The sequence below is a fragment of the Streptomyces deccanensis genome (assembly GCF_022385335.1).
Classification (GTDB): Bacteria; Actinomycetota; Actinomycetes; order Streptomycetales; family Streptomycetaceae; genus Streptomyces; species Streptomyces deccanensis.
In genome coordinates this window covers 8,815,636-8,827,779 of sequence record NZ_CP092431.1, presented here as the reverse complement: position 1 = coordinate 8,827,779, position 12,144 = coordinate 8,815,636, and the positions used below count along the sequence as shown (strand labels likewise).

The window sequence follows — 12,144 nt, the reverse complement described above, 5'->3', positions numbered from 1 at the left end:
CGTTGAAGTCTCTTGGTTCCGCTGGGGTGTCAGACGCGTTCGACGATCGTCGCGATGCCCATGCCGCCGCCCACGCAGAGCGTGGCCAGCCCGTACCGCTTGTCCTGGCGCTCCAGTTCGTCGACCAGCGTGCCGAGGATCATCGCGCCCGTCGCGCCGAGCGGGTGGCCGAGCGCGATCGCGCCGCCGTTGACATTGACCTTGTCGAGCGAGAGACCCATGTCCTTGACGAAGCGGAGGACTACGGCGGCGAACGCCTCGTTGATCTCGACGAGGTCGATGTCGTCGATGGTCAGCCCGGCCCGGGCGAGGGCCTTGCGGGTCGCGGGCGCGGGGCCGGTGAGCATGATGGTGGGCTCGGAACCGGAGACGGCGGCGGAGACGATCCGGGCGCGCGGGCGCAGCCCATAGCGCTCCCCGATCTCCTTGCTGCCGATGGCGACGAGGGAGGCGCCGTCGACGATGCCGGACGAGTTGCCCGCGTGGTGCACGTGGTCGATCTCCTCGACCCAGTGGTACTCCTGCAGCGCCACCGCGTCGAAGCCGCCCAGTTCGCCGATGTCCGCGAAGGACGGCTTCAGCTTGGCGAGCGAGTCGGCGGTGGTGCCGGGGCGCAGGTACTCGTCGTGGTCGAGGACGACGAGTCCGGCGCGGTCCTTGACGGGGACGACGGAGCGGTCGAACCGGCCGTCCTTCCAGGCGGCCGCCGCGCGCTCCTGGGACAGTGCCGCGTACTCGTCGACGTCGCGCCGGGAGAATCCCTCGATCGTGGCGATGAGGTCGGCGCCGATGCCCTGCGGTACGAAGTTGACCTCCAGGTTGGTCATCGGGTCGTTGAACCAGGCGCCGCCGTCCGACGCCATCGGCACCCGGGACATCGACTCGACACCGCCCGCGAGCACCAGGTCCTCCCAGCCCGACCGGATCTTCGCGGCGGCCATGTTGACGGCCTCCAGGCCCGAGGCACAGAAGCGGTTCTCCTGGACGCCGGCCACGGTGTCGGGCAGTCCGGCGGCGATCGCGGCGGTCCGGGCGATGTCGGAGCCCTGGTCGCCGACCGGGCCCACGACACCGAGCACGACGTCGTCGACGGCGGCCGGGTCGAGGCCGGGGAAGCGGCCCCGGACCTCGTGGATCAGTCCGACGACGAGGTCGATGGGCTTGGTGCCGTGCAGGGAGCCGTTCGCCTTGCCGCGGCCGCGCGGGGTGCGGATCGCGTCGTACACATACGCTTCGGTGCTCACGAGTCTGGCCTTTCCAGTGGCGGGAGGGTGCGGCCCGGGGGCCGGTGTCAGTCGGTGTCCTTCGCGGCGGCGGCCTCGGCGGAGGTGGTCTGGGCGGAGGCGGTCTCGGCGGACCCCTCCGGCAGGAGGCCCGCTATGCCCCAGTCGTGGGCCACGTCCGCCGTGTCGGCGCCCGGCTGGGCGGGACCGGTGCGGATCGAGGTATGGGTGGCGGAGAAGCGGGGCGCGGGGGCGGGCTGGGTGATGCCGCCGAAGTCGGTGAAGGTGCCCCGGGCCGCGAGGTGCGCGTGGTGCGGTGCCTCGCGCAGCGACAGGACGGGGGCCACACAGGCGTCGGAGCCCTCGAAGACGGCCGTCCACTCGTCCCTCGTACGGGTCTTGAAGCGGGCCGCGACCGTCTCGCGCAGGTCGCCCCAGGCCGCCGTGTCCTTGCGGGCCGGGGCCCGGTCCGCAATGCCCAGGAGCTCGACGAACTCCGCGTAGAACTGTTGCTCGAGGGCGCCCACGGCGACGTACCGGCCGTCGGCGGTCTCGTAGGTGCCGTAGAAGGGGCAGCCGCCGTCGAGGAGGTTGGCGGCGCGGCGGTCCTGCCAGCCGCCGGCGGCGAGCATGCCGTGGAGCATCGCGGAGAGGTGCGAGGTGCCGTCGACGATCGCCGCGTCCACGACCTGCCCGGCGCCGGTCGCGCGGGCGTGGTGGAGGGCGGCGAGGACGCCGACGACGAGGTAGAGGGAGCCGCCGGCGTAGTCGCCGAGGAGGTTGGCGGGGGCGACGGGCGGGGTGCCCGGGGCTCCGGTCATGCCGAGGGTGCCGGTCAGGGCGATGTACGCGATGTCGTGGCCGGCGCGCTGGGCGAGCGGGCCCTGCTGGCCCCAGCCGGTCATCCGGCCGTAGACCAGCCTCGGGTTGCGGGCGTGGCAGGTCTCGGGGCCGACGCCGAGGCGTTCCGCGACGCCCGGCCGGTAGCCCTCGATCAGGATGTCGGCGCGTTCGGCCAGGTCGAGGACGGTGTCCGGGCCGTCGGCGGACTTCAGGTCGACGATCACCGACCGCTTGTTGCGGTTGGTGACGTCGTACAGCGGGTTCACCGCGAGGCCCGCGCCGCCCGGTCGGTCGACGCGGACGACGTCGGCGCCGAGGTCGCCGAGGAGCATGGCGGCGAACGGTCCCGGGCCGATGCCCGCGAGTTCGACCACGCGCACACCGGCGAGCGGACCGTGCCCGGGCGTCTTCGCCACTGACATCGAGCCCCCAAGCTCTATGACACAAACGATGTAACACCAGTGATGCTAAGAACGTGTTCCACTCCGCACAAGCCCCGAATGAGCAAACGCTTAGTCACCTGCTCGGTCATTGTGCCCGGAGTCGCGGCAGGTGTCAGCCCGTCCCCGCCGCGCCGCGTGCGCCGCACTCAGCGGGCCTCCAGCTCCGCTATCAGCCGCTTCGGGGCGATCACGCGGTAGCTCTCCTCCACCCAGTCGCAGAGCAGCTCCGCGCCCGGGGCGCCCTTCTCCTCCAGCGGCACCCGCACCCAGCCGGACCTGCCCAGGCCGTACCCCGCGGGTTCGGCGCCGGGGCAGCTCAGGGCGTGGGCGTGCGTCTCGTCGTCCTTGAGCTTCACGGTGACACCCAACGGATAGCCGCCGTCGTCCGTCCCGAGGAACACGAACACCTTCTTGTTGACCTTCGCGACGCTCTCGCCCCACGGGAACTCCTCGACCGCGCCGGGCATCCCGAGGGCGAACTCGCGCACCTTCTCCCATTTTTTCAGGGCGTTCTTCGGTACCGTCACGGCCACCTCCGGATCCCGCGCACTCGATCGCTCGTCCTTCACGCTAGCCTCAGCCACCGACAACGGCGCGTGGGCGGGCCGTGGCGAGTGCTGAGGGGTTCCATGAGCAACGGGCAGGACAGGGCGGAGCGGCCGTACGACATCGTGCTCTACGGGGCCACGGGGTTCGTCGGGGAGCTCACCGCGGAGTATCTCGCCGCGCACGCCCCCGACGGACTGCGCTGGGCGATCGCCGGGCGCAACGCGGAGAAGCTCGCCGCGCTGCGCGAGCGGCTGCCCGGCGGCGCGGGGATCGGTGTGCTCCGGGCGGACGGGTCCGATCCGGACGCCGTGCGCGAACTCGCCCGCCAGGCGCGGGTGGTGGCCACGACCGTCGGCCCGTACATCACCCACGGCGCGGAGTTGGTGGCGGCCTGCGCGGACGAGGGCACCGACTACCTGGATCTCACCGGTGAACCCGAGTTCGTCGATCTGACGTTCGTCCGGCACGACGCCCGCGCCCGGGAGACCGGCGCCCGCATCGTGCACGCGGCCGGCTTCGACTCGATACCGCACGACCTGGGCGCGTACTTCACGGTGCGGCAGCTCCCGGAGGACGTGCCGATCACGGTGGACGGTTTCGTGCGCGCCGAGGGCATGTTCTCGGGCGGCACGTTCAACTCCGCGCTCACCGGGTTCTCCCGCGGCCGGCAGACGATGGCCGCCGCGCAGGACCGCAAGCGGCACGAACCGCGCCTCGTGGGGCGCCGGGCGTACGCGCCGGTGAGCGCGCCCCGCTTCGCCAAGGAGGTCGGGGCCTGGGCGCTGCCGCTGCCGACCATCGACGCGCAGGTGGTGCAGCGCTCGGCGCGCGCCCTGCCCCGCTACGGGCCGGACTTCCGCTACCGCCACTACGCCGCCGTGAAGACCCTCCCGTTCGCGGTGGGCGGGGTCGCGTTCGTCGGCGCGGTCGTCGCCGCCGCCCAGGTCCCGCCCGTACGGCGCTGGCTGGGCGACCGGCTCAAGCCGGGTGAGGGGCCGAGCGAGGAGAAGCGGGCGAAGAGCTGGTTCTCGGTGCGGTTCGTCGGCGAGGGCGGCGGGCGCCGGGTCTTCACGGAGGTCGCGGGCGGCGACCCCGGCTACGGCGAGACGGCGAAGATGTTCGCCGAGTCCGCCCTGTGCCTGGCCTTCGACGACCTCCCGGCCACGACGGGGCAGGTCACGACGGCGGTGGCGATGGGCGACGCGCTGATCGAGCGGCTGCGCGCGGCGGGGATCACGTTCCGGGTGGCGGCGACCCGCTGACCCGGGGCTACTGCGCCCACCCGGTCAGCGTGTAGACCATCCCGGCGATCCAGGCCAGTCCGGCGAGCAGGGCGAGGAGCAGGCCGGTCGTCACGGCCCGCTCGACGGACTGGGTGGGGCTGGCGGCGGGCTTCGGGGCTCGGTGCGTCGTCATACGGCACAGCCTGCCGATCATGACGACGCACCGGCATCCGTACAGGTACTCAGTTCGTACTCAGGTACTCGAGCACCCGGCTGGCGGCGAGCCCCTCCCGTCGGGCGAGCGCCGGTCAGGCCGTCGTGGTCCGCAGAGCGCGGCGGCAGAGGGAGTCGGCTCTGCGGGTGGTTTCCGGGAGGCGGTAGGCCGGGGTGAGGGCGAGGGTGTGGGCGCAGGCGTTGTCGAGGGCGACGCGGTGGCCGACGGAGACGAAGACCGGCTTGACGGCGTCGCGGGTGCGCAGGGCGCGGCCCACCTCCTCGGTGCCGGCGAGGAGCGGGGACGTGTTGCCGCGCGCGGCCCCCGGGTCGTCGTAGGTGAAGGTGAACGGGTTCTTGGCGACGCCGATCGTGGGCAGGCCGGTGAGGACGCCGAGGTGTGCGGCGAGGCCGAAGCGGCGCGGATGCGCGAGACCGTAGCCGTCGCAGACGACGAGGCCGGGGTCGCACGGCAGCGCGTCGAGGGCGGCCAGCACGGTCGGGGTCTCGCGGAAGGCCAGCAGGCCGGGGACGTAGGGGAAGGAGACCTGCCCGATCGCCGTGGCCTCGGCGACCACGTCGAGCGTGGCCGCGTCCAGCACCACGGCCGCCGCCGCGACCACGTCCCGCTCGTCGTCGTACGCCACGTCGACCCCGGTGACGTGTCCGGTGCCCGGCGGTGGTCCGGTCTCGTCGAGCACCACCTTCCCCCGCAACTCGTCCTGCACGGCGAGGGCTTGCTCTTCGGTGGCGGGCCAGCCCGCCGGGATGCGTACGGTCGTCATGGTGCCGACGAGCGTACGCATCCGGGCAGGGGCGCGCGGCCCCGGGCTACTTGTTGCCGAGGGCGCGCTGGAGCTGGCTCTTGTTCATGTCCGAACGGCCCTGGATGTTGCGCCGCTTGGCCTCGGCGTAGAGCTGGTCGTACGTGGGCCCCCCGGATCCCTTGTGGGAACGCTGCCCACCACGCTTGCCCGACGACATGTCCTGGGTGGAGCTGCGGCTCGCGGTCTTGGACTCGCCGGAGCGGGCGCGTTCCTTGTTGACGGTCCGCGCGGCGATCTCCTTGGCGCGCGACTCGCTCTCACCGCGGTCCTCGGCGCTCTCCTTGATGTGCTCGTACTGGCGTTCCCTCTTCGGGCTCGAACCGCGTGGCATGACCGATCACTCCTCTCGTAATTCGAACACGCCACAAGTACCCCTCTCGGCCGGAACAACCCCGCACCCGCCCACCTGCGGGAACGCCGCCGCGCGGGTCAGTTCTCCAGCCGGGCCACCCGCCCCCGCTCCCCCGCCGCCCAGCAGCCCCGGTCCGGTGTGCAGTCGACCGTGTCGTAGGACCCGGTGTCGACCGTGCGCCAGGTGCGGCCGCCGTCGGTGGTGAGATCGGTGCCGGTGGGGCCGACGGCGAGGGCGGCGTCGCGGCTGTACGGGAGCCAGGCCACGCCGGAGCGGTAGGCGGGCGGGGGCTGCGCGGCGGGCTTCCAGGTGCGGCCCGCGTCGCCGGTGGTGGCCGCGGCCCGCGGGGACGGCTGGTCGGCGCGGTAGTCGCCGCCGACGGCGATGCCGTGGGCCCGGTCGCGGAAGGCCAGCGCGAAGACGCCCCGGGCGGGGTCTCCGGCCGGCACGGGAGTGTCGGCGACCGTCCAGGTGCGCCCCCGGTCGGCGGAGTGCAGCACACGCGCGCGTGCCGCCCCACCGGTCGCCAGCCACACGTCGCGGGGCCCCGAGCTGACCAGGCACTGCCCGCTCGCCGCGAAGCCCGCCTCACCCTCCAGAGCGGGCGGCATGCCCTCGTTCGGCAGGACCTCCCAGGAGCGGCCGCCGTCCTGCGTGGACAGGATGCGGAATCTCCCGTCCACCGGGTCGCTCATGGCGAGCCCGTGGCGGGGGTCGAAGAAGGTGAGGCAGTCGTAGAAGGCGCGCGGATCGGTGTTGCGGAAGGACTCGGTCCAGGTCGCCCCGCCGTCGTCCGTGCGGTACACGCGGGAGGCCTCGCCCTCGCCGATGGCCAGGACGACCGCCCTGCGTGCGTCGAATGCCTCGATGTCCCGGAACTGCAACTCCTGTGCGCCGGGCGGTGAGACATCGCGCCAGGTCCTGCCCCCGTCGCCGGTGCGGAGCACGGTGCCCGCGGAACCCGCCAGCCACGCGCTGTTCCGGCTGACCGCGGCCAGCCCGCGAAACCGCACGTCAGTGCCGGTCTCCTTCAGTTCCCAGTGCGGGGGACGGCCCTCCCCGTGCGCCTGCGCGGGCACCGCCAGGGCGGCGGCGAGTGCCGCCGCGGCCAGGCCCGTCGTCATCGTCCGACTCGTCCGACTCGTCCATCTCGACTGCCCCAAGCCCCTCATGGCGGGCGAAGCTAGTGCACCGCCGAGGTGTCGTCCAGATGGCCTCGGCCGGGAACCGCCGGGCTGCGTCCGGTGTCCTCTCCCATATCCCGGAACGCGGGATGAGAAATGGATCACCACAGTGATTGGGCCCGGTGACAGAGGTCACTCGACCCTCATGTGCACGGATCGGCCCGATCCGGCGTCTTTGCACATGCCCGGCCGCAGTCAACCGGAATCCGTCCACCCGTCACAAGGGAGCAAGGCGTTGTCCACCGTCATCGAGCAGCCCGTAGAGGCCCGTCTCGTCGCCGCCGCGCCGCGGATGCCGAGCATTCCCGCCACGCTCCACTACGACCGCAGCGACCCCTTCGCCGTCCGTATGACCTTCCCCGCCCCGGCCACGCTGGAGGGCGTCGAGGTCTGCTGGACCTTCGCCCGCGAACTGCTCGTCACCGGCATGGAGGACTCGGTCGGCTACGGGGACGTACGGGTCCGCCCGTACGGCTACGACCGGCTGGTCCTGGAGTTCCACGCCCCCGAGGGCACGGCCGTGGTGCATGTCCACGCCGACGAGGTACGCCGTTTCCTGGAGCGTTCGATGGACCTGGTGCCGCTCGGTCTGGAACACCACCAGGTCGACCTGGACCACGACCTGGCCGAGCTGATGCGCGACGCCTGCTGAGGGTGCCGGTCCAGACCCGGTTGCCGGTCGGTGATTAATTGCGTTGACACCCTTCCGGCCCCTCCGTACGTTGTTACACGGTCCTGTTGCCGTCGATTGGAGAAGGACGTTGCTCGTCTGAGGTCCTGAGACACCGCGTCACACACCCCGCCGTATCCCGGCGTCCCTGTGTGCGTAGCGTGCGACCTCGGCGTACGAGCCGTCCCTTCGGCAGCGGGCTTTCTCTTGCCCTCGTCGTGTGTCGCCCTCGCGGTGTTTCGAACGCGTCGCCCCTGGCCGCTTCCCGCACCCGCGAGGTTCCTCATGTCTACTCCCCTTTCCCTCACCTGCACCTCCCTCTCCTTCGCCTGGCCCGACGGCACCCCCGTCTTCGAGGATCTGCAGATCGCGTTCGGCCCCGGCCGGACCGGGCTCGTCGGCGTCAACGGATCAGGGAAATCAACCCTGTTGAAGCTGGTCGCCGGTGAACTGACCCCGTCCGAAGGCACCGTTCGGGTGGCGGGCGAGGTCGGCTACCTCCCGCAGAACGTCACGCTCGACACCGGCCTGCGGGTCGACGAGGCGCTCGGTATCGCCACCGCCCGCGCCGCGCTGCACGCCATCGAGGCGGGCGACGTGGCCGAGGAGCACTTCGCGGCGGTCGGCGACGACTGGGACGTCGAGGAGCGCGCCCTCGCGACCCTCGGCCAACTCGGCCTGGGCCACGTCGACCTGGACCGCACCATCGGCGAGGTCTCCGGCGGCGAGTCGGTGCTGCTGCGACTGGCGGCGCTGCTGCTGCGCCGCCCCGACGTCCTCCTCCTGGACGAGCCGACCAACAACCTCGACCTGTACGCGCGGCGTCGGCTGTACGACGCGGTCGAGGCGTGGTCCGGGGTGATGGTCGTGGTCAGCCACGACCGTGAACTCCTGGACCTGGTCGACCAGATCGCCGATCTGCACTCCGGCGAGGTCACCTGGTACGGCGGCAACTTCTCGGCGTACGAGGAGGCGCTCGCCACCGAACAGGAGGCGGCCGAACGGATGGTGCGGGTCGCCGAGTCCGATCTGAAGAAGCAGAAGCGTGAACTGGTGGACGCTCAGGTGAAGTTGGCCCGGCGCAAGCGGTTCGGGCAGAAGATGCAGGAGCAGAAGCGGGTTCCGAAGATCGTCGCGCACGCACGCAAGCGGGCCGCCCAGGAGTCCGCCGGCAAACATCGCATCCTGCACGAGGAGCGGCTCGCCGGTGCGAAGGAGCGCCTCGACGAGGCGGTGGAGGCCGTACGGGACGAGGACGAGATCCGCGTCGAGCTGCCGTACACGGCCGTGCCGCCGGGCCGCGGCGTCCTCACCCTGCTGGACCTGGAGCTGAAGTACGGCGCCCGGGTCAACGGCGGCTTCGACCTGCGTGGCCCGGAGCGCGTCGCGTTGATCGGCCGCAACGGTTCGGGCAAGACGACGCTGTTGCGGACGATCGCGGGCGAGTTGGAGCCGCTGAGCGGTGAGACGAAGGCACATGTGCCGTTGCGGTTCCTGCCGCAGCGGCTCGATGTCCTCGACGACGAGCTGACGGTCGCCGAGAACGTCGCCCGGTTCGCGCCCGACGCCACCAACAACCGGATCCGGGCGCGCCTGGCCCGCTTCCTGTTCCGGGGCGCCCGGGCCGACCAACAGGCGGCCACGCTCTCCGGCGGGGAACGCTTCCGGGCCGCCCTCGCCGCCCTGATGCTCGCCGAGCCCGCCCCGCAGCTGCTGATGCTGGACGAGCCGACGAACAACCTCGACCTGGCGAGCGTGCGGCAACTGACGACCGCCCTGGAGGGGTACGAGGGCGCGCTGATCGTGGCCAGCCACGACCTGCCGTTCCTGGAGTCGATCGGAATCACCCGCTGGCTGCTGATGGAGGAGGGAGAGCTGCGGGCGACCACCCCGGAGGAGATCGCGGCGGCCGAGTCACGACTCGCCTAGGAGCGCGCATAGGGCCGCTTTAACTCGATCGTGTGATGGTCGGCTTCCTGGCTTGCGTCGCCCTGGGCCGTCCGGGTTAACGTCATCGCGCGATCTGGGACACCGGATATGGCGCCAGCGTGCGGGGCCCCGCTCCACCAGAGAGATGGTCCGGGGCCTCCCCGTCGCCACTGGCCGTACCCACCTGGCCAGGTCGCACAGGGAACCGACCTCCCGGGATCGGACCACGCACAGGATGCGTGTCGCTGCCTCGGGGTTGAGTACGCCGGGGACCAGCTCGCCCAAGACCGTTCGGGGCGCGCGGCTGAGCCAGGCTCACTCCTGCCCAGTCTTCAGGAACGGTTTTGTCCTCGTGGGCCGGGACTGCATGATGGCGGACCGGCGTCGCTTCATCGGGCGCCGGAAAACCGTCGTTCGATTCGGAGTCACCCACGTGCCCAGCAAGAAGGCCCTCGTCCGCCGCCCCAGCCCCCGCCTGGCCGAAGGCCTCGTCACGCACGTCGAACGCACGGAGGTGGACGTCGACCTCGCGGTCGAACAGTGGGAGGCGTACGGCGAGGCCCTGCGCGACCACGGCTGGGAGACGATCGAGGTGGACCCGGCCGACGACTGCCCGGACTCGGTGTTCGTCGAGGACACCGTCGTCATGTACAAGAACGTGGCGCTGATCGCGCGCCCCGGCGCCGAGTCCCGGCGGGACGAGACCGAGGGGATCGAGGAGGCCGTGGCCGCGCTCGGCTGCTCGGTGAACTGGGTCTGGGACCCGGGCACACTGGAGGGCGGCGACGTCCTGAAGGTCGGCGACACCGTGTTCGTCGGGCGGGGCGGACGCACCAATGCGGCCGGGGTCCAGCAGCTGCGGGCCGCGTTCGAGCCGCTCGGGGCGCGGGTGGTCTCCGCGCCGGTGAGCAAGGTGCTGCATCTGAAGTCGGCGGTCACGGCGCTGCCCGACGGCACGGTCGTCGGGCACATCCCGAAGATGGACACCCCGTCGCTGTTCGGGCGCTTCCTGCCGGTGCCGGAGGAGGCCGGGGCGCATGTGGTGCTCCTCGGCGGCCACAAACTGCTGATGGCGGCGAGCGCGCCGAAGACGGCCGAGCTGTACGCCGACCTCGGCTACGAGCCCGTCGTGGTCGACATCAGCGAGTTCGAGAAGCTCGAGGGCTGTGTGACATGCCTCTCGGTGCGGCTGCGTGGACTGTACGCCTGACGGGTGATCGCTTCACCCCTTCGGCCCCGGGACCTGCGGGTCCTCGGGGCCTTCGGCATGCCCGGGGATCATGGGCGGGGACCCCGCTGATCAGGGATCTTTACAGCGCACTTAACCTACGGCATCGTAACCTACGGATTCGTAGCCTACGATGCCGTAGGTTCAGGTCGCCCGTCCGCGGCGGCGCCGCATGTCCCGTCCCCGCACGTCCCCCTGGAGCCTCTGTGTCGATCACTTCTCCCCATCTCGGCAGCCCGTCCGGCGAATGGACCGACGCGCGGCTGCTGTACGCGCTGGAGGAAGTCGTCGAGAAGGAACTCAACCGGCATCTGAAGGTCACCAAGGACTGGATGCCGCACGAGTACGTGCCGTGGAGCGACGGCCGCAACTTCCCCGGTTTCTTCGAGGACGGCGAGGCGTGGGAGAAGGGGCAGTCGAAGGTCAGCGAGGTCGGCCGGATCGCCCTCGTGGTGAACCTCCTCACCGAGGACAACCTGCCCAGCTACCACCACGAGATCGCCACCCTCTTCGGCCGTGACGGCGCCTGGGGCACCTGGGTGCACCGCTGGACCGCGGAGGAGGGCCGGCACGGCATCGTGATGCGCGACTACCTGCTCGCCTCGCGCGCGGTGGACCCGGACAAGCTCGAAGAGTTCCGTATGGCGCACATGAGCGAGGGCTTCGAGTCGGACAACCGGCACTCGATGCTCCACACGGTCGCGTACGTCGCCTTCCAGGAGCTGGCCACCCGTGTCTCGCACCGCAACACCGGCCACCACTCCGGTGACCCCGTGTGCGACCGGATGCTGGCGCGCATCGCGACCGACGAAAACCTGCACATGATCTTCTACCGGAACCTGCTGAAGGCCGCGTTCGAATTCGCCCCGGACCTCACCATGCAGGCCGTCCGGGACGTCGTCGTCGGCTTCCGTATGCCCGGCCACGGCATGCCCGGCTTCGAGCGGGCCGCCGCGCAGATGGCCATCGGCGAGGTCTACAACATGCGCATCCACCACGACGACGTCCTCGCGCCCGTCATCCGCTTCCTGAAGATCATGGAGATCGACGGCCTCGGCCCCGAGGGCATGAAGGCCCAGGAGGAACTCGGCCTCTACATGGGCGGTCTCGACGCGGAGGCCCGCAAGTTCGACGAGAAGCTCGCGGCACGCAAGGCACGAATGGCGGCGCGCGCGGGAGCGTGACGACGGCAGGTGCGTGACGACCGCGGGCGCGTGACGACCGCGGGGACCGTGACGACCGCAGGCGCGTGACGCCCACGCACGCCGGTGCGTGGGCGCCGGTGCAGTGCGGGTGCAGGTGGCGCGGGTTCCTGCGGCGCGGGGTGCCTGCGGCGCCGGGGTTCCTGCGGCGCAGGGGGGTGGGGCGGCTGGATTCGAACCAGCGTGTTCCGGTTTTGGAGACCGGCGCGTCTGCCTCTGCGCTACGCCCCACCCTTGGCCGTGAGCCTAGCCGCTGCC

12 protein-coding genes and 1 tRNA gene are annotated in these 12,144 nt (G+C 71.5%); 5 read left to right on the top strand and 8 right to left on the bottom strand.

The features are described from left to right. Positions 1 to 29: 29 nt before the first annotated feature. From L3078_RS38855 to L3078_RS38845, 3 genes are all read right to left on the bottom strand, one after another. Positions 30 to 1,244, bottom strand: a complete 1,215-nt coding sequence (locus L3078_RS38855; protein ID WP_239758872.1) for an acetyl-CoA C-acetyltransferase — start codon at positions 1,242 to 1,244, stop codon at positions 30 to 32. A gap of 47 nt (positions 1,245 to 1,291) precedes the next feature. After that, the gene (locus L3078_RS38850; RefSeq protein ID WP_239758870.1) at positions 1,292 to 2,488 is read right to left on the bottom strand and encodes a CaiB/BaiF CoA transferase family protein; all 1,197 of its coding nucleotides are present in this window, start codon (positions 2,486 to 2,488) and stop codon (positions 1,292 to 1,294) included. Positions 2,489 to 2,655: 167 nt separating this feature from the next. Continuing rightward, positions 2,656 to 3,036: an MmcQ/YjbR family DNA-binding protein gene (locus tag L3078_RS38845; RefSeq protein WP_239758868.1), complete on the bottom strand. Its 381-nt coding sequence runs from the start codon at positions 3,034 to 3,036 to the stop codon at positions 2,656 to 2,658. Between the two features lie 102 nt (positions 3,037 to 3,138). Between L3078_RS38845 and L3078_RS38840 the strand changes: the two genes are divergently transcribed. After that, entirely contained in the window at positions 3,139 to 4,320 is a 1,182-nt protein-coding gene (locus tag L3078_RS38840) for a saccharopine dehydrogenase family protein (protein WP_239758866.1), read from the top strand. Positions 4,321 to 4,327: 7 nt separating this feature from the next. Here the strand turns inward: L3078_RS38840 and mmpA are convergent, their stop codons facing one another. The 4 genes from mmpA to L3078_RS38820 all read right to left on the bottom strand — a co-directional run bounded on the left by mmpA (position 4,328) and on the right by L3078_RS38820 (position 6,797). After that, on the bottom strand, positions 4,328 to 4,474 hold the full coding sequence (mmpA, locus tag L3078_RS38835) for a morphogenic membrane protein MmpA (RefSeq protein WP_239758864.1): 147 nt from the start codon (positions 4,472 to 4,474) through the stop codon (positions 4,328 to 4,330). A gap of 115 nt (positions 4,475 to 4,589) precedes the next feature. Beyond that, complete coding sequence (locus L3078_RS38830; RefSeq protein WP_239758863.1) at positions 4,590 to 5,279, bottom strand: endonuclease V; 690 nt, start codon at positions 5,277 to 5,279, stop codon at positions 4,590 to 4,592. Between the two features lie 46 nt (positions 5,280 to 5,325). Further along, a complete protein-coding gene (locus L3078_RS38825) occupies positions 5,326 to 5,652 on the bottom strand; it encodes a plasmid stabilization protein (protein WP_239758862.1) in 327 nt (108 codons plus the stop codon). A gap of 98 nt (positions 5,653 to 5,750) precedes the next feature. Further along, positions 5,751 to 6,797: a WD40/YVTN/BNR-like repeat-containing protein gene (locus L3078_RS38820; RefSeq protein ID WP_239758860.1), complete on the bottom strand. Its 1,047-nt coding sequence runs from the start codon at positions 6,795 to 6,797 to the stop codon at positions 5,751 to 5,753. 295 nt (positions 6,798 to 7,092) lie between these two features. Here L3078_RS38820 and ssgD point away from each other — a divergent pair, with 295 nt between their 5' ends. The 4 genes from ssgD to L3078_RS38800 all read left to right on the top strand — a co-directional run bounded on the left by ssgD (position 7,093) and on the right by L3078_RS38800 (position 11,868). Continuing rightward, positions 7,093 to 7,509 carry a spore wall synthesis regulator SsgD gene (ssgD, locus tag L3078_RS38815; protein ID WP_239758858.1) on the top strand — a complete coding sequence of 139 codons (417 nt, stop codon included), beginning with the start codon at positions 7,093 to 7,095 and terminating at the stop codon, positions 7,507 to 7,509. Positions 7,510 to 7,812: 303 nt separating this feature from the next. Further along, positions 7,813 to 9,456 carry an ABC-F family ATP-binding cassette domain-containing protein gene (locus tag L3078_RS38810; protein WP_239758857.1) on the top strand — a complete coding sequence of 548 codons (1,644 nt, stop codon included), beginning with the start codon at positions 7,813 to 7,815 and terminating at the stop codon, positions 9,454 to 9,456. A gap of 433 nt (positions 9,457 to 9,889) precedes the next feature. Then, a complete protein-coding gene (gene ddaH, locus L3078_RS38805; RefSeq protein WP_239758855.1) occupies positions 9,890 to 10,666 on the top strand; it encodes a dimethylargininase in 777 nt (258 codons plus the stop codon). 224 nt (positions 10,667 to 10,890) lie between these two features. Beyond that, entirely contained in the window at positions 10,891 to 11,868 is a 978-nt protein-coding gene (locus tag L3078_RS38800) for an acyl-ACP desaturase (RefSeq protein WP_239758853.1), read from the top strand. A 176-nt stretch (positions 11,869 to 12,044) separates the two neighbouring features. Here L3078_RS38800 and L3078_RS38795 read toward each other — a convergent pair. Further along, positions 12,045 to 12,117 (bottom strand) — tRNA-Trp (locus L3078_RS38795). Positions 12,118 to 12,144 lie beyond the last annotated feature (27 nt).

Coding starts and splice junctions, on each gene's coding strand:
- L3078_RS38820 (WP_239758860.1), bottom strand. CDS start 6,797: ATGACGACGGGCCTGGCCGCGGCGGCACTCGCCGCCGCCCTGGCGGTG.
- mmpA (WP_239758864.1), bottom strand. CDS start 4,474: ATGACGACGCACCGAGCCCCGAAGCCCGCCGCCAGCCCCACCCAGTCC.
- L3078_RS38825 (WP_239758862.1), bottom strand. CDS start 5,652: ATGCCACGCGGTTCGAGCCCGAAGAGGGAACGCCAGTACGAGCACATC.
- L3078_RS38850 (WP_239758870.1), bottom strand. CDS start 2,488: ATGTCAGTGGCGAAGACGCCCGGGCACGGTCCGCTCGCCGGTGTGCGC.
- L3078_RS38840 (WP_239758866.1), top strand. CDS start 3,139: ATGAGCAACGGGCAGGACAGGGCGGAGCGGCCGTACGACATCGTGCTC.
- L3078_RS38810 (WP_239758857.1), top strand. CDS start 7,813: ATGTCTACTCCCCTTTCCCTCACCTGCACCTCCCTCTCCTTCGCCTGG.
- L3078_RS38830 (WP_239758863.1), bottom strand. CDS start 5,279: ATGACGACCGTACGCATCCCGGCGGGCTGGCCCGCCACCGAAGAGCAA.